The sequence below is a fragment of the Kitasatospora herbaricolor genome (assembly GCF_030813695.1).
Taxonomy (GTDB): domain Bacteria; phylum Actinomycetota; class Actinomycetes; order Streptomycetales; family Streptomycetaceae; genus Kitasatospora; species Kitasatospora herbaricolor.
On sequence record NZ_JAUSVA010000002.1, the window covers coordinates 4,793,520 to 4,811,511 of the forward strand.

15 protein-coding genes and 1 pseudogene are annotated in these 17,992 nt (G+C 74.3%); 3 read left to right on the forward strand and 13 right to left on the reverse strand.

What is annotated here, in order from left to right; all coding sequences use genetic code 11:
* Positions 1 to 145: 145 nt before the first annotated feature.
* Entirely contained in the window at positions 146 to 1,450 is a 1,305-nt protein-coding gene (locus J2S46_RS21345) for a hypothetical protein (protein ID WP_191288461.1), read from the reverse strand.
* 363 nt (positions 1,451 to 1,813) lie between these two features.
* On the opposite strand from J2S46_RS21345, the gene J2S46_RS21350 reads away from it, so the two are divergent.
* A complete protein-coding gene (locus J2S46_RS21350) occupies positions 1,814 to 2,014 on the forward strand; it encodes a DUF5326 family protein (protein ID WP_073929259.1) in 201 nt (66 codons plus the stop codon).
* Between the two features lie 93 nt (positions 2,015 to 2,107).
* Here the strand turns inward: J2S46_RS21350 and J2S46_RS21355 are convergent, their stop codons facing one another.
* The 8 genes from J2S46_RS21355 to J2S46_RS21390 all read right to left on the reverse strand — a co-directional run bounded on the left by J2S46_RS21355 (position 2,108) and on the right by J2S46_RS21390 (position 12,520).
* Entirely contained in the window at positions 2,108 to 3,079 is a 972-nt protein-coding gene (locus J2S46_RS21355) for an NAD-dependent epimerase/dehydratase family protein (RefSeq protein ID WP_307350821.1), read from the reverse strand.
* A complete protein-coding gene (locus J2S46_RS21360) occupies positions 3,067 to 4,218 on the reverse strand; it encodes a cytochrome P450 family protein (RefSeq protein ID WP_191288460.1) in 1,152 nt (383 codons plus the stop codon). The genes J2S46_RS21355 and J2S46_RS21360 overlap by 13 nt, the downstream gene beginning before the upstream one ends.
* Positions 4,215 to 5,684: an AMP-binding protein gene (locus J2S46_RS21365; protein WP_229912197.1), complete on the reverse strand. Its 1,470-nt coding sequence runs from the start codon at positions 5,682 to 5,684 to the stop codon at positions 4,215 to 4,217. Before J2S46_RS21365 ends, J2S46_RS21360 begins: the two co-directional genes overlap by 4 nt.
* An 84-nt stretch (positions 5,685 to 5,768) precedes the next feature.
* Entirely contained in the window at positions 5,769 to 6,545 is a 777-nt protein-coding gene (locus J2S46_RS21370) for a glycosyltransferase family A protein (protein ID WP_191288459.1), read from the reverse strand.
* Positions 6,542 to 7,546, reverse strand: a complete 1,005-nt coding sequence (locus J2S46_RS21375) for a 3-oxoacyl-ACP synthase III family protein (protein ID WP_191288458.1) — start codon at positions 7,544 to 7,546, stop codon at positions 6,542 to 6,544. The genes J2S46_RS21370 and J2S46_RS21375 overlap by 4 nt, the downstream gene beginning before the upstream one ends.
* 135 nt (positions 7,547 to 7,681) lie before the next feature.
* The gene (locus tag J2S46_RS21380) at positions 7,682 to 10,498 is read right to left on the reverse strand and encodes a right-handed parallel beta-helix repeat-containing protein (protein ID WP_191288457.1); all 2,817 of its coding nucleotides are present in this window, start codon (positions 10,496 to 10,498) and stop codon (positions 7,682 to 7,684) included.
* A gap of 202 nt (positions 10,499 to 10,700) precedes the next feature.
* Entirely contained in the window at positions 10,701 to 12,176 is a 1,476-nt protein-coding gene (locus J2S46_RS21385; RefSeq protein ID WP_191288456.1) for a flotillin family protein, read from the reverse strand.
* Between the two features lie 143 nt (positions 12,177 to 12,319).
* On the reverse strand, positions 12,320 to 12,520 hold the full coding sequence (locus J2S46_RS21390; protein WP_073929266.1) for an NfeD C-terminal domain-containing protein: 201 nt from the start codon (positions 12,518 to 12,520) through the stop codon (positions 12,320 to 12,322).
* 245 nt (positions 12,521 to 12,765) lie between these two features.
* Here J2S46_RS21390 and thiC point away from each other — a divergent pair, with 245 nt between their 5' ends.
* The gene (gene thiC / locus J2S46_RS21395; RefSeq protein ID WP_191288455.1) at positions 12,766 to 14,604 is read left to right on the forward strand and encodes a phosphomethylpyrimidine synthase ThiC; all 1,839 of its coding nucleotides are present in this window, start codon (positions 12,766 to 12,768) and stop codon (positions 14,602 to 14,604) included.
* Between the two features lie 270 nt (positions 14,605 to 14,874).
* Here the strand turns inward: thiC and J2S46_RS21400 are convergent, their stop codons facing one another.
* The 3 genes and pseudogenes from J2S46_RS21400 to J2S46_RS21405 all read right to left on the reverse strand — a co-directional run bounded on the left by J2S46_RS21400 (position 14,875) and on the right by J2S46_RS21405 (position 16,757).
* Positions 14,875 to 15,156: a hypothetical protein gene (locus J2S46_RS21400; RefSeq protein WP_307350831.1), complete on the reverse strand. Its 282-nt coding sequence runs from the start codon at positions 15,154 to 15,156 to the stop codon at positions 14,875 to 14,877.
* A gap of 329 nt (positions 15,157 to 15,485) precedes the next feature.
* Positions 15,486 to 15,779, reverse strand: a pseudogene (locus tag J2S46_RS40895) (BRO-N domain-containing protein); the annotation flags it as partial.
* 141 nt (positions 15,780 to 15,920) lie between these two features.
* Positions 15,921 to 16,757, reverse strand: a complete 837-nt coding sequence (locus tag J2S46_RS21405; RefSeq protein WP_191288453.1) for a helix-turn-helix domain-containing protein — start codon at positions 16,755 to 16,757, stop codon at positions 15,921 to 15,923.
* Positions 16,758 to 16,869: 112 nt separating this feature from the next.
* Between J2S46_RS21405 and J2S46_RS21410 the strand changes: the two genes are divergently transcribed.
* On the forward strand, positions 16,870 to 17,463 hold the full coding sequence (locus J2S46_RS21410; RefSeq protein ID WP_191288452.1) for an NADPH-dependent FMN reductase: 594 nt from the start codon (positions 16,870 to 16,872) through the stop codon (positions 17,461 to 17,463).
* A gap of 67 nt (positions 17,464 to 17,530) precedes the next feature.
* On the opposite strand, the gene J2S46_RS21415 is transcribed toward J2S46_RS21410, so the two are convergent.
* Positions 17,531 to 17,926, reverse strand: coding sequence for a VOC family protein (locus tag J2S46_RS21415; RefSeq protein ID WP_191288451.1), 396 nt, complete (start codon positions 17,924 to 17,926; stop codon positions 17,531 to 17,533).
* Positions 17,927 to 17,992 lie beyond the last annotated feature (66 nt).

Consider the following 17,992-nt stretch of genomic DNA (forward strand, 5'->3'; position numbering starts at 1 on the left):
CGAGCCGGTCCGAGCCGGTCCGGCGACCGGTGGATGGACGGTGGCCGGCCCGCGACGCGAGCGCGGGCCGGCCACCGTCCTTCGTCCGGGCCGTCATCCGTCGTGCCGGCGGCCCGGACGGTGCCGTCGGCGGCCCTGCGGCGGCTCAGCCGTTGGTGAACCAGCCGGTCACGTCGACGATCTCGTGGGTGGCGCCGCTGCGGTTGTCGACCTCCACCCCGCCGCCCCCGAGCTTGGCGGTGACGCCGTTGGCCGAGGTCCCGCCCGCGGTGAAGTTGACGTTCGAGGTGTTCGGCAGGGGAGTGCCCGCCGGGTGCACGACCAGGTGCCCGGCGGTGTCCGGTTCGGTCGCGGTCACGTTGAGGGTGGCGGCGGTGGCCTCGGCGGGGATGCCCGCGGCGCCCGCCACGGGCACGGTGGTCGAGCTGTACGGCGGGCGCTTGCCCCCGCTCGTCCGGGTGTCGAGGAGCCGGGCCGGCGCCATGGCGGAGTAGAGCCCGTGGCCGGTGGGGCCGTAGTACCCCACCAGGTCGACGATGACGTGCACGCTGCCGACGTGGTTGTAGAGGTTGATCTTGTCGCCGTAGTTCAGCGGCACGACCACCTGGTTGGGAACGGTCCGGCCGGGGGCGAAGTTGATGTTGGAGGTGCTGGGCACGAACTGCAGGGGCGGGAAGACGGTCAGGAAGCTGTCCGCGTCGGGGTCGGTGACCGTGACGTTCAGGACCACGGCGGTGGCGCCGCGCGTGCCGAGGTCCTCGCGCCCGACGACCAGGCCGCGGCTGGTGTCCGGCCCGAGCTTGGTGCCGGAGCCCTCGCGGGTGTCCAGCAGCCGGGTCGGCGTCGTGGGTTCGTACTTGGCGGCGGCACCGGGCTGGTAGTAGCCGAGGATGTCGATCACCACATGGGTCGCGCCGGTGTGGTTGTAGACGTTGATCGTCGGCAGGTGCTGGTCCCCCCCGGAGCCGGGCACGGAGACGTTCTGCGCCACCGGCACCGTGACCAGGTTGGACACGGTCTGCCCGACGGTGAAGTTCACGCTCGACGTGGTCGGCACCGTCCGCGGGGCGCCCGCCATCGCGCTCAGACTGAGGTAGCCGTCGGTGGTCGGGGCGGTGGCGGTCACGTTGACCACCACGGCGGTGGCGTCCGCCGGGACGACGTTCGCCCGGGCCGGCGGCATGTGGCCGGTGTAGGGCGCGAGCGGGACGGTGAGGTTCTCGTCGGGGCCCATCGGCGAGTAGCTCGCCCACGTGGTGAGGAACGAGTTCCTGGTGTCGTAGGCGCGGATCGGGTTCACCGGCACGTAGCCGGCCGGCGCGGTGGGAGCCGGGGCGACGGCGGGTGCGACGGCGGGTGCGGCCGTGGCCGTTCCGGTGGCGAGGGCGGAGAGTGGCAGGGCGAGGGCCGTGAGCAGGGCCAGGGCGGCTGCCGGGCGGCGCAGGAGCATGGTGTGGATTCCCCCAGGAGGACGGAGCGCAGAGGTGCCCGGCGGCCTGCCTCCGTGAAGCCGCGCGTACCTGATAGACCCCCGGCGGACCGCCGGGGTTGCACGGGTCTCGAAACTTTGTCCGCGGCGGGCGGGTTGGGGATTCCCGCGCGCTTCCGGGCCGGCCGCCGGGCCCGGATCCGGCGTGGATCCGACCCGGACTCGGGGTCGGGCGTCGGGGTTGCGGCTCGGGGTGATCTCCGGGTTCTCTCGGGGCCGCAGCCCCTCGTTCCGCCGCATCGGCACCCGTACGATCGAAGTACCGAAGCAGACGGGATGCGGCACCAGAAGGCAGCCGGCCCGAGGGGAGAGTAAGGAACCGACATGGCTGAGCTCTGGAAGTCGCTGCCCTCGTGGGTGCGGAACATCGTCGTCCCGATCATCGTGCTGATCCTGGCCTGGAACATCCTGTGGTTCGTGGTGGGCGTGGTGGGAGCCCTGATCGGACTGCTGCTCAAGGCCCTGGTGGTGGTGGGCATCGCCGCGGCCGTGGTGATCCTGGTGAAGAAGGCCGCCAAGAGCTGACCTCGACGCCCGAGCGCCCGCACCCCCGGCCGGGGGTGCGGGCGCTCGGGCGTTCCCCGGCCCGGCGCCGGTCCGCCTCTGCCCGGGCCGGGTTCAGGCGCCCGGCCGCTCCGGCCGCTCCGGCCGGTCCCGCCGCTCCGGCCGTTCCTGCCGGGCCCGGCGTTCGAGCCGCTCCCGCCGCTCCCGCAGCAGGACGGTGTCGAGGTCCCAGCGGGGCCGCCACCCGGTGGCGCGGGCCCGGCCGATGTCCAGCACCACGCTGCGGGCCAACTGGTCGACCGCGTACGGGGTCAGGCCCGGCACCCGGCCGGTGCGGGCCGCGAACTCGGCCAGCCGGACGGGCAGGTGGCCGATCCGGGCCTCCCGGTCGTGGGCGCGCAGCACCCGGCGGACGGCCTCGTCGCGTCGGTACGGCCGGGCGTCGGCGATGTTGTACGCGCCGGGCGCCCAGTCGGCGGCGGCGAGGCAGGCGTCCGCGAGGTTCTGCACGGCGGTGAGGCTGAGCGCGACGTCCGGTCCGGGCAGCAGCAGCCGCCCCCGGCGGACCCGTTCCAGCAGCCGTGGCACCAGGTGCGGATCCCCCGGCCCGTACACCGCGCGGGGGCGCAGCACCACGGCGCCGGCGGCCAGCGCGAGCCGCTCGCCCGCCGCCTTGCTCCGCCCGTACGCGTTCAGGTGCCCGCCCGTGGTGGGGTGGTCCTCGCCCACCAGCGAGCGGTCGGGCCTCGGGTCGTAGACGCTCGCGCTGCTCACCCAGACCACCGGCCGTCCGGCCGCCGCTTCGAGCAGCCGCGCGGTGCCCTCGACGTTCACGGCGTACTGCCGCGCCTCGTCGGGGGAGCCGGGGGCCGGGTCGCCGACCGCCGCCGCGCAGTGGATCACCAGGTGGGCGCCGGCCAGGTCGGGGCGGCCGGCGGTGGCGTCCCAGGGGACGTGCCGGCCGACCGGGCCCGGGCTGCGGCCCAGGCAGAGCACCTCGGCGCCCTGCGCGGCGGCCGCGCGGGCCACCTGCGAGCCGCAGAAGCCGCTCGCGCCGGTGACGGCTATCCGCATCACGGCGCGCACTTCCGCACCCGCGGTCCGGGCCCGGCCGGTGGTTCGGCCCGCGGTCCGGCCCGCATCCGCAGTTCGGCGTACCCGGGCAGGGCGGAGCGGCGGTCCACCCGGGCGCGCACCACGACGGGCCGGTACGGCGCCAGGGCCAGCAGGAGGTCGGCGAGCTGGGCGCGGGCCAGCCCGGCGCCCGGGCAGGCGTGCGGGCCGGCGCCGAACACGGCCTGGTTGGCGGAGGCCGGGTCGGCCGGGGTGTCGTCCTGGGCCCGGGCGGCGTGCCGGGCGACCAGGATCAGCCGGTCGCCGCGGCCGACGGGACAGCCGGCGACGGTCGCGTCGGCGGCGGCGACCCGGGGCAGGAGCGGGGAGGGCGCGGTCAGCCGGAGCAGTTCGGCGGCCAGCCCGGGCGCGGTGACGGGGGTGAGGCCCGCCCAGAGCCCGGCGTCGGCGCACCAGGCGGCGGCCCGCGGGAGGGCGGCCACCGTGGTGTTGACCGCGGCCACCGCGAGCATCGCGTCCAGGCTGTCGGGGAGCAGCGCGGTGAGTTCGGCGGCGGCCCGCGCGGCGGCGTCGGCGCTGCCGGGGCGGCGCCGGCCGGGCAGGTGGTCCCGGGCGGTGGCGGCGGCCGCGTCGGTCGCGGCCCGGGCGAGCAGGAGCGGATCGGCGGGGCAGGCGGTCAGCGCGGCGGTGGTGGCACCGGCCAGCTCCGCGGCCAGTTCGACCAGGTCGACGGTGGCGTGGCCGCCGGGGCCCAGGACGGCGAGCCGCTCGCCGAGGAGGCCCTGCCAGATCGGGCGCAGCCGCGCGACCGCGCCGCTGCCGAGGTCGGTGGCGAGCGTGCGGCGGGCGGCCCGGTGCCCGGCGCCGTCCTGGTCGAAGAGCAGTCCGCCGTCGGTGAGCCGGGCCGCGGCGCCGCCCGTGGTGCCCGCGGCGGTGCGGTCCAGCGGGACGCGGGTCAGCACCTCGCGGTAGGCCTCGGCGCCGTGCACCAGGACCGTCCGGCCGATCCGGACCACCGGGCGGCGGCGGGTGGCGGCGAGCAGCGCGAACAGCACCGGGTGGCTGCGCAGGTAGACCTTGCGGTCGCGGCGGCGGGCGGTGCGCTGCGCCCTGCGGGGGGTGGCGTACGGCCCCACCAGCGGCGCGGTCACCGGGCCAGCTCCTCGGCGCAGAACCGGGACGCGGCGCCGCGGTCGGGCTTGCGCGAGCGCCCGGCCAGCGGGACTTCGGCGAACAGGACGGCGTCCGGCCGGGCGCTGCCCATCCGGGCCAGCGGTGCCTCCAGGGCGGAGCGCAGCCGCCGTTCGTCCGTCCCGGAGCGCGGCTGGACCAGAGCCACCAGCCGCTCGTCGCCGTCCCCGTCCGGGACGCCGACCAGTACGGCCAGTTCGACCCCGGGCAGGTGCAGGGCAGGCTCGTACAGGCCGGGGTAGATGTTCTCGGCGCGGCGCAGCACCATGTCCTTGCAGCGGCCCGCCAGCGCGATCCGGCCGTCCGGGGTGAGCGTGGCGCGGTCCCCCGTGCGGATCCAGGGGTCGGGGTCCTCGCCGAGGTAGCGGTGGCGGGCGCCGGGCCCGGTGAGCAGCAGTTCGCCGTCCGGGGAGAGTGCGGCCCGCACACCGGGCAGCGGGTGGCCGACCAGGTCGCCGTCCCCGGTCCAGGCGGCCTTCTCGGCCTCCTCGACGGCCGCGGCGGGGAAGAGTTCGGTCAGTGCGTAGACGCTCCAGGCCTCGGCGGCGCCGGCCTGCTTGACCCGGCCGAGCAGGTCGGCGCCGGCCGGGGCGGAGCCCGTCCAGACCCGGCCGGAGAAGCGCGCCCCGGCGGTCAGTGCGGCGCGCAGCTGCGGTGGCGTCAGGTAGGTGTCGGACGGTGCCAGCCGGTGCAGCTGGCCGGCCAGGCCCCCCGGTGAGCGGGCCGGCAGGGCGACGGTGGCGCCGGCGGCGAGCGCGGGGACGAGCACGAAGAAGGTGCCGCCGAGGACGGTGGACCCCGGCTGCGGGCGGACCAGTCCGGCGACCGTCCGCAGGCCCGCCGCCAGGCCGGCCCGGCTGTGCACCACGGCACGCGGGCTGGCGGTGGTTCCGGAGGTGAAGACGATCACGGCGTCCGCGTCGGGGCCGGGGTCGGCGGCGGGTGGCGGGCCGCCGGCGGCCGGCCGCAGCCGGGGCGCGCAGCCGGGCAGCCGCGGTCCGAGGGTGGCGACCGGTCCGAGGGCGGCCAGCGGCGGCAGCGCGAGCCGGGCCCGGCGGGCCAGCGGCCGGGCCCAGCCGGCCACCGCCTGCGCGGTGGCGTCCGCCAGCACCAGCGTGGGCCGGGCCAGCGACAGCCGGGCCCGCAGCACGTCGGGCCCGGCGGACGGGTCCAGTACCGCGATCCGCACCCCGAGGTGGTGCGCGGCCAGCATCACGGCCAGGGCGCGCGGGCCGGGGCGGACGGCCACCCCGAGGGTGTCGCCGGGGGCCAGGCCGCGCCGGTGTAGGGCGGCGGCGTACGCCTCGGCGAGGTCCGCGAGGTCGGCCGCGCGGATCCGGGTCCGCACCGCGCCGGTCCTGGTCCGGTGCAGGACGGCGGGGCGGGTGCCGGCGGCGCGCAGCGCCGGGACGAGGGTTTCCAGCACGGGAGGACCTTTCTGTGCGGACGGCAGGGGCGCGGGCGGGAACGCAGGGGCTGCGGGCGGCGGTGTGGTGCGGGCGCGGCGCCGTCAGCGAGGATCGGTGGAGTGCCGGCCGCTGCCCCGGTCCAGGTACCAGCGGGCGGTGGTCAGCACGCCGTACGCCTTGAGCCGGCGGGTGGAGTTGTGCACCACCATCGCCCGGCAGCGGCTGATGGCGGTGGTGTGCCGGCGGACCCGGTTGAGGAACGCCCGGTCGGTCGGTGACGGGCGCCGCGGCATGCCGCCCACCGCCAGGTACAGCTCGGCGCTGACGGCCATGTTGTTGCCGGCGTGCATCCGGTACGGCGCCAGGAACCCGTGCCGCCGGCGGTGGGCCGGGCGGATCCGTCCGAAGCCGGCGGCGGTGGCCACCAGCAGGCGGAAGCCGGCCCGGCCGAGCGGGCCGTGCTCGTCCCGGCGGGCGAGGACGCGGCCGCAGACCAGGCCGGGGGCCTCGGTCAGCGCGATCCGGGCGGCGGCCGTCCAGGTGGGCTGCGGTACGCAGTCGGCGTCGGTGCGGGCGAGCAGCCGCGCGCCCCGGGCGACGGCGTGCCGGAACCCGGTGTCGACCGCGCAGCCGACGCCCTTCTCCGGCTCGACCAGCACCTCGACCGGGAAGGGCGCGCAGGCGGCGAAGGCGCGGGCGAGTTCGGCCGTCCGGTCGGTGGAGCCGTTGTCGACCACCAGCAGGGTGAAGTCCCGGTCGTGCTGGCGGGCGAGGGCGGTCAGGGTGTCGCCGATCCTGGCCTCCTCCTGGTAGGCCGGGACGATCACCCAGAGCGGGGCCCGGCCGGGGGCGGGGCCGGTGGCGTGGGCGGTGCTCACGATGCCTCCCAGACCATGGTCATCAGGCTCACGCCGCCGCCCAGGCCCACCAGCAGGACCTTGTCCCCGGGGTTCAGTTCGCCCTTCACCCGGTCGAGTTGGACCCCGAGGGTGGCGCTGGCGATGTTCCCGAGGTCCGGCACCGTGAGCACCAGCTTCCCGGCCGGGACGCCGGTGAGTTCGACGAAGCGCTCCAGGTAGGGCACGGTCACCTGGTGGACCAGGACGCGGGCGTAGGCGTCCCAGCCGAGGCCGGTCCGGGCCGCGACCCGGGTCAGGATGTCGCCGCCGATCTTCTCGAAGACGCCGCGCAACTCCTTGCCGCCGCCGCGGAAGTAGCTGTACTCGTCGCCGCGCGGGTGCCGGGACCCGCCGCCGGGGATGCCGCCGACCGCCCAGTGTTCGGAGGCCGTCTCGGTCTCGACGTCGAGGATGCCGCCGCGTTCCACCGGCTCGACGACCACCGCGGCGCCGGCGTCTCCGAAGGTGTAGCCGGCGAACCCCTCCCGGAAGTCGGCGAGAGCGCCGGGGTCGCGCCGCATGGCCCGGCTGGGCGTCTCGCCGGTCACCACCAGCGCGCGGCGGGCCCGGCCGGCCAGGATCATGGCGCGGGCCAGGTCGATCCCGTTGAGAAAGCTGTTGCAGGCGTTGCTGACGTCCAACGCGTTTGCCTGGGAGCCGAGTTCGGCCTGCACCAGATGAGCGGTCGCGGGCTCGCAGACGTCGCGGGTGGCGGAGGCGTAGAGCAGCAGGTCGATGTCGAGAGGGTCGATCCCCCGGGCGTCCAGGGCCCGGCGGGCGGCGCCCAGCGCGAGGGTGGAGGCGTACTCGCCCTCGGCGGCGAAGTGCCGGGTGACGATGCCGGTCGCCTTCTCGAACATCCGCTCCGGCAGCCGGAGTCCGGCCGTCACCTCGTCCTGGAGCTGCTGTGAGGTCAACCGTCGGGCGGGCAGGTACGAGCCGACGGCCGTGATGCCGACTCGCGGTATCGGGAGGTCCATACCCTCATGGTGGCGGCAGCGGCGGCCCGAAATCATGAGTACGGGTACTCAGATCGCCCCTGGTACGGGCCTGGACCGGCCGTGCCCGCCCGCCGTTGCGGCGGACGGGCACGGCGACGGGGCGGCCCGGCCCGATCAGCCGTTGGTGAAGTACCCGAACAGGTCGGCGATCACGTGGGTGCTGCCCATGTGGTTGAAGACGTCGAACCTGCCGTCGGCGCTCACCGGTGTGGTGACCTGGTTCGGCACGTCGCGGCCGGGCACCGGGTTCAGGTTGCTGGTCCCGGGGAGGCCGGTGCCGGTGGCGTGCACGATCAGGTGGGTCTCGGCGGTCGCCTCGGTGGAGGTGACGTTCGCGACCGCCGCGAAGGCGCCGGCCGGCACGCCGCCGACGGTCCGCGAGCCGCCCTGGCCGAGCGGGCCGCCGCCCTGCCGGGTGTCCAGCAGCCGGGCGGGTACGACGGGCGTGAACAGGCCCTTGCCGTCCGGGCTGTAGTAGCCGAAGACGTCCACGATCACCTGGGTGCTGCCCAGGTGGTTGTAGAGGTTGACGGTGCCGTCGGCGCCGACCGGGACGATCACCTGGTTGGGGACGATCTGCCCGGGACGCACATTCAGGTTCGAGGCGGACGGGCGGCTGGTGCCCGCCGGGTAGGCCGTCAGGAAGCTCTCGGCCGTGGCATCGGTGGCCGTGACGTTGAGGACCACCGAGGTGGCGTTCGCGGGCACGCCGCCCGTCCCGGTGACCTTCAGCGGGCGTACCGCGTCCTGGCCGACCGGGGCGTCGCCGGGCTTGCGGGTGTCCAGCAGCCGGGCGGGCGCGACACTGCTGAACTTCCCGGTGCTGCCGGCCTTGTAGTACCCGAGGACGTCCACCACCGCGCCCACCGCGCCGCCGGTGTTGGCGATGGTGACGTTGCCGTTCTCGCCGATCGGCACCGTCACCACGTTCGCGATGTCCTGGCCGGGGCCGTAGTTGACGTTCGAGGTGGCCGGCCGCTCACCCTTGTTGGGCGTCGCGCTGAGGAACCCCTTGCCGGTGGCGCCGGTGGCGGTCAGGTTCAGCACGACCGCGGTGGCGCCCTCCGGCACCACCGGGATCCGGACGTTGTTGTACTCGACCTGGTTGTCGCGCACGTAGACGTCGAGGGAGCTCCAGGCCCCGCGCTGGGCGTAGCGGCTGTTGGTCACCCGGGTGTCGGCCACCCGGACGGGCGCGATCGCGGTGAACCCGGCCGCCTCGTAGGCGGCGGTCACCTGCAGGGTGGTGCTGGCCGTACGGTCGGCCCAGTCGGTGGCGGTCAGCGTGACGGTGTAGGTGCCGGGCCGTGCGTAGGTGTGCCCGAAGCCCTCGTAGGGGGTGGAGGAGGAGGTGCCGTCCCCGTAGTCCAGCTGGTAGTTCTTGATCTGCCACGGGGTGGTGGTGCCCGCCGCGTTCAGGTCGAAGCCGAGCGGGTTGGTGCGGCTGGGCGTCGCCCCGAGCACCGGCGTCAACGGGGCGTCCGGCCGGGCGTCGACGTAGCTCGGGTACGAGCCGACCTGGTGGCCGGTGCTGTCCGTCGCCGTGACGTACGCGGCGAACACGCCGGCCCGTGTGTAGGTGTGCTGCACCTTCGTCGCGGTGGTCACCGAGGGGGCGGAGCCGTCACCGAAGTCGTAGCTGTAGGTGACGGCGGTCGGCCAGGTGTTGTACGGCGTCGCCGTGAACTCGACGGCGAACGGGAGCGCGCCCCGCAGGCTGGGGCCGGCGGGGTGGTCGACGCCGCGCGCGGTCAGCCCGACCTCGTTCAGGCCCTGCACCTCGGCCGCGCCGCGGTCGCGCAGGCTGCCGTGCGGGCCGGTGCCGGCGACCAGCGGATCGTCGACCACGGCGCTGCCGTACAGGTCGGTGTCGGGCAGGCCCGGCACGTCCGGGTCGGCGGAGTCGATCGCCGCGGTGTCGTCGTTGCCGGGCCGGTGGAAGATGCTGTCGTGGAAGGTGATCGCCGCGTCCACGTCGTGCCCGCCCTGGCCGGTGGCCGCGGTGAAGGCCGCGGGGGTCGGGTGCCCGGCGCCGCCCCAGGTGTAGGCCTCGGTCCCGCTCAGCGGGTGGACGATGTTGTAGTCGACCTTCGTCGCGGCGGTGGAGCCGGCCGCCACCGAGATCGGCGCGCCGCGCGGGACCGTGCCCTCGGAGACGACGATGTTGTTCTCGACCACCGAGCCGGCCGAGGCGCCCAGCAGGGCGATGCCCGGGCCGTTGCTGCCGACCACGGTGTTGTTGGCGACGACCGTCCCGGGCCCGTCGGTGATGCTCAGACCGCCGCCCTGGGAGGTGCCGATGTCGTTGCCGACAATGGTGGTCCGCTGCGAGCCGGCGTCCACCACGACGCCCCCGGAGGCGTAGAACACCGACCGGGTGACGGCGACCTGGTCGCTGTGACCGGTCACCCGCAGCGCGGCCGAGCCGGCCGGCAGGGCCTTGCTCCGGTCCCACTCGGTCATCAGCTGGTCGACCTGGATCCGATTGGAGTCCTTGATGACGACCGGCTGCGCGGTGTCGTAGGCGAGGAAGCCCCGGATCACCACGTCGGAGACGCCGTCCAGGGTGAAGAGGTGCCCGGTGGTGCTGGTCAGGGAGGGCTGGTGGTTGTAGAGGTACATGGCGAGCGGCGCGCCGTCGATCACGATCGGATGCCCGGGGGTGCCCGAGCGGGTCACCCGGACCTCACCGGTGAGGTCGGTGTCCGGCGCGACCTGGACGGTCTGGCCGGGCTGCGCCGCGTCGACGGCCGCCTGCAGGGTGCAGTACGGCCGGGCGGCGGTGCCGGTGCCCGCGTCGCTGCAGTTGGCGGCGGCCCGGTTGTCGACGTTCAGGACGGCGCCCGCGTCGGCGTGCGCCGTGACGGCGGGCAGACCGAGGACGGCGGAGACCGTGGCGGCCGCCAGAGCGACGGCGTGACGAATGGGCATGGTGTGTGTCCCCCTGGAAGGCGCCGCCCGTGGAGCTGCGCGACCTGCTGACCGGCGGGGCGGCGACGATCCCGGACCGAACCGGTTCTGAGTGAAGATCAGACTATCGCCGTGAAGATCCCGTGCGCCACGGGATACGGGGCCGGGAACAACCGGGTGCGGGGCCCGCGCCGGTCGGCACGAGCCCCGCACCCGGCTTCGGTCAGGCGTCCTGGACCGGGACGGACTGCGCCCGGGGGCGCTCGGAGCCGGGCTGCGCGGGGAGTTCGGCGCCGGCGCTGCCCGCGGCCCCGTTCATCGTCCCCAGCAGCTGGCGGGCCAGGCCGAGGCCCGTCCCGCCCATGGTCAGGGCCTTGGCGAACATCTCGCCCATCCCCTCGGCGCCGTTGAGCAGCACCATGTGCTCGACGTTGCCGAACGCCTCGGCGCCGGCCCGGACGATCTCCGGCCAGTTCTCGGCGAGTTGCTGGGCGACCACGGCCTCCTGGTTCTCCGCCAGGGCGGCCGCGCGGGCCTTGATCGCCTCGGCCTCGGCCAGACCGAGCGCCCGGGCGGCCTCCGCCGCCGCCAGGCCCTTGGCCTCGGCCGAGGCGGCCTCCGCCTGGCCGGTGGCCCGGGTGGCCTCCGCGGACGCCAGGCCCCTGGCCTTGGTGGCCTCGGCCTCGGCGAGCGCCGCGATCTTCACCCGGTTCGCCTCGGCGCCGGCCTTCAGCTCGGTCTCCTTGGCCTGCGCCTGGGCCGCCGAGATCCGGGCGTCGCGGTCGGCGTCGGCCTTGGTCCGGGTCTCGTACGCGCGGGCGTCGGCGGGCTTGCGGACGTCCGCCTGCAGCTGCTGCTCCTTGCGGTGCGCCTCCAGCTCGGCGACCTTGGTCTCCTGGACCACGACCTCCTGGCGGGCGGCGGCCTGGGCGAGCGGTCCGGCCTGCATGGCGCGGGCCGTCGCGGTCTCCATCTCGGCCTGGTAACCGGCCTGCTGGATACCGCTGTTGCGGGTCGCCTCGGCCTTGCGGGCGAACGCCTCCTGCTCGGCCTCGGTGGCCTGGCGGTCCGCCTCGGCCTGGGCGATCCGGGCGTCCCGCATGACCCGCGCGGCGTGCGGGGCGGCGAGGTTCTGGATGTACCCGGTCGGGTCCAGGATCTCCTGGATCTGCAGCGAGTCGATGATCAGGCCCAGCTTCTCCATCTCCGTGCCGGAGGCGGCCCGGGTCTCCCCGGTGAGCCGCTCGCGGTCGCGGATCATGTCCTCGACGGTCAGCCCGCCGACGATGGAGCGCAGATGGCCGGCGAAGACGTTGTGGACGCGGTGGCCCATCATCGCCTGCTGGTCCAGGAAGCGGCGGGCGGCGTTGGCGATCGACACCGTGTCGTCGCCGACCTTGAAGATCACAACGCCCTTGACGTGCACCGGGATCCCCTGCGAGGTCACGCACTCGACGTCGAGGTCGGCCTCGTTGAGATCCAGCGACAGCTTGCGGACGACCTGGACGCCCGGGGTGACGAGCGTCCCGCGGCCGGTGACGACCCGGAACCCCAGCCCCTCGCCGACTCCCTCGGCGCGGTGCTTGGACCCGGAGATGATCAGTGCCTCGTTGGGCTCGGCGACCCGCCACATGAGCTTGAAGAGCACGATCAGGATGACGATCGAGGCGACGGCCGCCCCTGCGATGCCGATGAGCATCGGCTGATTCCCCCTTCAGGGCACACCGGTCCCGTGGCTGCGCTCTGTTGTGCAGGATGGCGCGGAACGCGGTGGCAGCGGAGATTCTGCGCCTGTTCCGATCACTTGGGAAGCAGTTGATGTCCTGATTCTGTATCAGCCGGTCAGGCCGGTGCTACGTACACCGTCCGTGGCGGCTGGTACTCGACCACGACCACCCTGGTGCCGACCGCCAACCGCTCCCCCGGGAAAGCCGGGTGGGCGAGGAACGCCTCCGTCCCCTGCCGGGCCGCCACGTGGATCATCACCTCGCCGACCAGGCCCTCGCCGACCGTCCCCGTCACCCGTCCCGTGCTGCCGACCACCGCGGCCCCCTCTCCGTCGGCTCCCAGTCTGCCCGCGCGGCCGCTTCCCGGACCCCCTCTGGACCGCGCCCGCGGTGCCCGCTACGGTGTTGAGGTCTTGTTGCGGACAAAACCGTCCGTGGACACGGGAGCTCGGAGCACCGGGCTGAGAGGGCGCTGAACGGTACGCCATCACGCGTACCGACCGCTGCGTCGACCGCAGGAACCTGGACCGGGTAATGCCGGCGTAGGGAGTAGAAGGTCGAATGACCATGTTCGAAACACCGGAGAAGTCTGCCCAGAGCCCGGCGGGCGGTGCGGCCGGCAGCCCGGTCAGCAGCGCCGCCAGCGGCTACCCGACCCCGGCGTGGCGCAAGGCCTACCGTGAGGGATCCCGCCCTGACCTGCGGGTGCCGTACCGCGAAGTGATCCTCACCAACGGCGGGAGCGTCCCGCTGTACGACACCTCCGGCCCGTATACCGACCCCTCGTACGAGCCGGACGTCCGGCGCGGTCTGCCGGCCCTGCGCGACGCGTGGATCCGCCAGCGCGGCGACGTCGAGGAGTACGACGGCCGCGAGGCCCGCCCGGAGGACGACGGGATCAAGCACACCTCGCCGCGCGGCGGGGACCTGCGCAACCTCGACGCCGTCTTCCCCGGCCGCCCGCGCCGTCCGCTGCGCGGCCGGGCGGGCGCGGCCGTCACCCAGCTCGCCTACGCGAAGCGCGGGACCGTCACGCCGGAGATGGAGTTCATCGCCCTGCGGGAGGGCCTGGAGGCGGAGTTCGTCCGCTCCGAGGTGGCCCGCGGCCGGGCGGTGATCCCGCTGAACGTGAACCACCCGGAGGTCGAGCCGGCGATCATCGGCACCAACTTCCTGGTGAAGATCAACGCCAACATCGGCAACTCCGCGGTCACCTCCTCGATCGAGGAGGAGGTGGAGAAGATGACCTGGGCGACCCGTTGGGGCGCCGACACCGTGATGGACCTCTCCACCGGCCGCAACATCCACACCACCCGCGAGTGGATCCTGCGCAACTCGCCCGTCCCGATCGGCACCGTGCCGCTGTACCAGGCGCTGGAGAAGGTCGACGGCAAGGCCGAGGAGCTGAGCTGGGACGTCTACCGCGACACCGTGATCGAGCAGTGCGAGCAGGGCGTCGACTACATGACCGTGCACGCCGGCGTGCTGCTGCGGTACGTGCCGATGACCGCCCGGCGCAAGACCGGCATCGTCTCGCGCGGCGGCTCGATCATGGCGGCCTGGTGCCTGGCCCACCACCGGGAGAACTTCCTCTACACCAACTTCGAGGAGCTCTGCGACATCCTCGCGAGCTACGACGTCACCTTCTCGCTCGGTGACGGCCTGCGCCCCGGCTCCACCGCGGACGCCAACGACCAGGCGCAGTTCGCCGAACTGCAGACCCTCGGCGAGCTCGGCCGGATCGCCCGCGACCGGGACGTCCAGGTGATGATCGAGGGCCCCGGCCACGTCGCGATGAACAAGATCAAGGAGAACATGGATCTCCAGAAGGAGATCTGCGACGAGGCGCCCTTCTACACCCTGGGCCCGCTCACCACCGACGTCGCCCCCGGCTACGACCACATCACCTCGGGCATCGGCGCGGCGATGATCGCCTGGTGGGGCACGGCGATGCTCTGCTACGTCACGCCCAAGGAGCACCTGGGCCTGCCGAACCGGGACGACGTGAAGACCGGCGTCATCACCTACAAGATCGCCGCGCACGCCGCCGACCTCGCCAAGGGCCACCCCGGCGCCAGCGACTGGGACGACGCGCTCTCGGACGCCCGGTTCGAGTTCCGGTGGGAGGACCAGTTCAACCTGGCCCTCGACCCGGAGACGGCCCGCGCCTTCCACGACGAGACGCTGCCGGCGGAGCCCGCCAAGACGGCCCACTTCTGCTCCATGTGCGGCCCGAAGTTCTGTTCGATGAAGATCTCCCAGAAGATCCGCGACGAGCACGGCGACGGCTCCACCGCCGTCGCCTCGGCCCTGGACGGTGAGGCGGAGGCCGGCATGGCCGCGATGTCCGCCGAGTTCGCAGCCAAGGGCAACCGGGTGTACCTGCCGCTGGCGGACTGACGACGCGGCTCACCGAGGCGCCGCACCGGGAGGCAGGAGGGGGCTTCCCGGCGCGGCGCCCGCGGCGTTGTCGTTCTCGGCGCGGAGGGACGGGCATGCCCTGAGGACTCGGATCACCGCCCCGAGCACCGAGCCCCGGCCCGTGCCTCGCAGGGGAAGGCGCGGGCAGGACTCGGCACGGTCGCCGGCCGGGCCGTGTGCGCAAGGCGAGACCGGCCGGTCTCCTCCCCGGCCGCATGCCGCGCCGGGAAGGGCCGGGCCGCGGTCGCGCTACAGGACTCCGCGGTCGATGTCCTGGGCCACCAGCTGACGCATGATCATGAGGCCCGGTGGCAGGGCGAGCGGCTGGTAGTGGTGCGTGCAGGGCCAGCCGTGCGAGGCTCCGGCGATGCGGCGGATCACGAAGAGCGTCGAGAGGCGCAGGTCCGTGAGGGTGTTGCCGCTGTAGGGGGCCGCCGGCGGTTGCAGCAGCCGGGCGTCCCGGGCGATCGTGAACAGGTGGTCGCGGCTGAGGTCGGGGCGGTCGAACTCGCAGCTGAGGACCTCGGCCATCGCGCTGAAGGACACGGCGCCCTCGGGGATCCGCGGATGCCACAGGGGGGCCGAGGGCGCCCGTTGGGCAGGTACGGCGGCCGGCGTGGCGTCGTGGTCGGCCCGAAGGCCGGCGAGGACGCCCGAAGCCTGCTCCGGACTCGCCCGGGACAGTGCCTCGGCGATGACGGCGGCGGCGTCCCGGGGTCGGTCCTGGCCAGGGCGAGGAGGGCCTCCAGGCCGGCTCGCGCGACCGACCTGAAGATCACGGCGGTCTCGGCGGGGAGATCCGACGCCGGGCTGTCCTCGGCCTGGTAGCGGCCGGTCCGCCTGATCGCGGGGAGCACCTCGTGGGTCACCCAGCGGCGGAACCGCTTGGCATCGGGCTTCCTGGAGCGAAGGATCAGCGAGTACAGCCCGGACTCGCTGATGATGGAAACCTGCTGGTCACCGCCAGGGGTGCGCATAGTATGCGCACCCTTTTCGTCGTCGTCGAGCCCGCGTACGGCACTGTGCACGCGGGCGATCTGGAGCACCGCGGCGACGTCCGCGGCCACCCACCAGGGATCCCCGTCGACGGTCACCACACGGACTTCGTGGCCCTGGAAGTCGAACCGGGCGAGGGCACTGCTCTGCGTCGTCATGCCCCGTCCAACGATTCACCTGGTCGGCGGATACGGATGCGCAATTTCACTCGTATGCGGTACGGCCGGTGACCACGGACGCCTCGGCTCGTGCGTTCCGCAGTCGTGCGCCCGGGGCGGCTGCGGCGGCCGGGGGGTGTCTCACGAGATGGCCCGCAGCCGGCCGGGGGTCCGCCGGCGGAGCCGGTCGAGGGCCTGGGCCGTGGCGTCGTCGGCCGGGAGGAGGACGACCAGTTGCTGGGCGTCGGCGGTGAGTTCGAGGGTCTCGCGCAGGAGCCGGAGCCCGTGCCCCGACGGGTGGTCGATCCGCAGGACGCCCCGGGCCGGCACCAGGTGGCGGTTGAGCCGGCGGGTGAACTCGGGGCCGGCGGTGGGGGCGAGTTCGGCGGTGAGCCACTCGGTGTTCTCGACGGAGGGGCCGAGCCAGAGGTCGAAGGCCTGCTCGTCCGCGACGTCGTCCCAGTCGGCGAAGAAGGTCCTGGCCCGGGGGTCGGTGAAGACGTAGCGGGTGAGGTTCGGGGTGTCGGCGTCGAGCAGTCCGCCGCCGTCCATCACCAGCTCGTAGCCGCTGGTCCGGGCGAGGACGTCGCCCAGCCGGTTGGTCAGGACGGCGATCCCCGGTTCCAGCAGGCGCAGGGTCTCCCGGACGGCGGGCCGGACCTCGCGGCGCGGCGGCTCCGGGCGGGGGTGCGCGGTGCACTCACCACCGGTGATCTTCGTGAGGTAGCGCAGGTGGGTGCGCTCGGAGGGGTCCAGGCTGAGGGCGTCGGCCAGCGCGTTCACCACCGCGACCGAGGGGTTGCGGTCCCGGCCCTGCTCCAGCCGGGTCAGGTACTCGACGCTGATCCCGGCCCGGGTCGCCAGGTCCGACCGGCGCAGACCGGGTGACCTGCGGCGCCCGTGGTCCGGCACCCCGAGGGACTCCGGCTGGATGCGGTCGCGCCTGGCCCGGATGAAGTCTCCCAACGGCGTTCCCATGCTTCGAGGTTAGCGGCGGCCCGGCGGGCCGTGGAGTGCTCAGGGTGGCCCTGCGGGGGCCAGCCTGGGCACGGTCTGGTTGCCGTCGCCGGCCGGGCCGATCGTGGTGGGCATGGAGAAGAAGAGCAAGCTGGTGATCATCGTCGGAAGTGTCCGGGAGGGCCGGTTCGGCCCGGTCGTCGCCTCGTGGGTGGCCGAGCAGGCGCGGACCCATGGCGGGTTCGAGGTGGAGGTGGTCGATCTGGCCGGGATCGACATCCCGTTGGCGCTGCCGGCGCAGTCGCCGAAGTACGCGGGTGAGGCGTACCCCCGGCCGGCCGGGATGGCGCCGCTGACCTCGGCGCTGGAGGGCGCCGACGCGTTCCTGGTGGTCACACCGGAGTACAACCACAGCTATCCGGCGTCCTTGAAGGCGGCGGTGGACTGGCACTTCACCCAGTGGACGGCCAAGCCGGTCGCCTTCGTCAGCTACGGCGGCGCGGCCGGCGGCCGGCATGCCGTCCTGCACCTGGAGAACGTGCTGACCGAGCTGCACGCGGTGACGGTCCGGGACGGTCTGGCCTTCCCGAACTACTTCACGGCGTGGCAGGACGGTCGTCCGCTCGATCCGGCGGCCCCTGGGTACGCCAGGACGCTGCTGGACCAGCTGGCGTGGTGGGCGGATGCGTTGCGGTCGGCCCGGGCGGCGGTTCCCTACCCGGCCTGAGCGCTCCGGCGGGGCGGTCGCGGGGCGCCCGCGGGGAACGCCTCGGGCGTCCGCGGCGGCCGGTGCTTCAGGCGCCGGCGTCCTGCGGGTACCAGCGGAGTTCGACGGTGTTGCCGTCCGGGTCCTGGACGTAGACGGAGGTGGCGCTGCCCCGGGCGCCGTAGCGGCCGACCGGCCCTTCGAGGACGGTGAAGACGCCCGAGTCGATGACCTCCTGCCAGTCCAGCGGCTCCACGGTGAGGCAGATGTGGTCGACGTTGGAGTCGCCCCGGGGGCCGTCCACCAGATCGATGATGGTCTCCGGGGTGATCCGGACCGAGGGGAACGGCGCCTTGCCGGCGCGCCACTCGTCCACCCGGACGGGCTCCAGGCCGAGCGGGCCGAGGTAGAAGTCCAGGGCCCGTTCGACGTCCCGGACGTTGAGGACGAGGTGGTCGAAGGCCTTCACGCGAAGGTTCGGCATCGGTGCTCCAAGTGGTGGTGGTGGGGTGGGGCAGGGTGTCCGGCCTGCTGACGTCCATGATTCGCC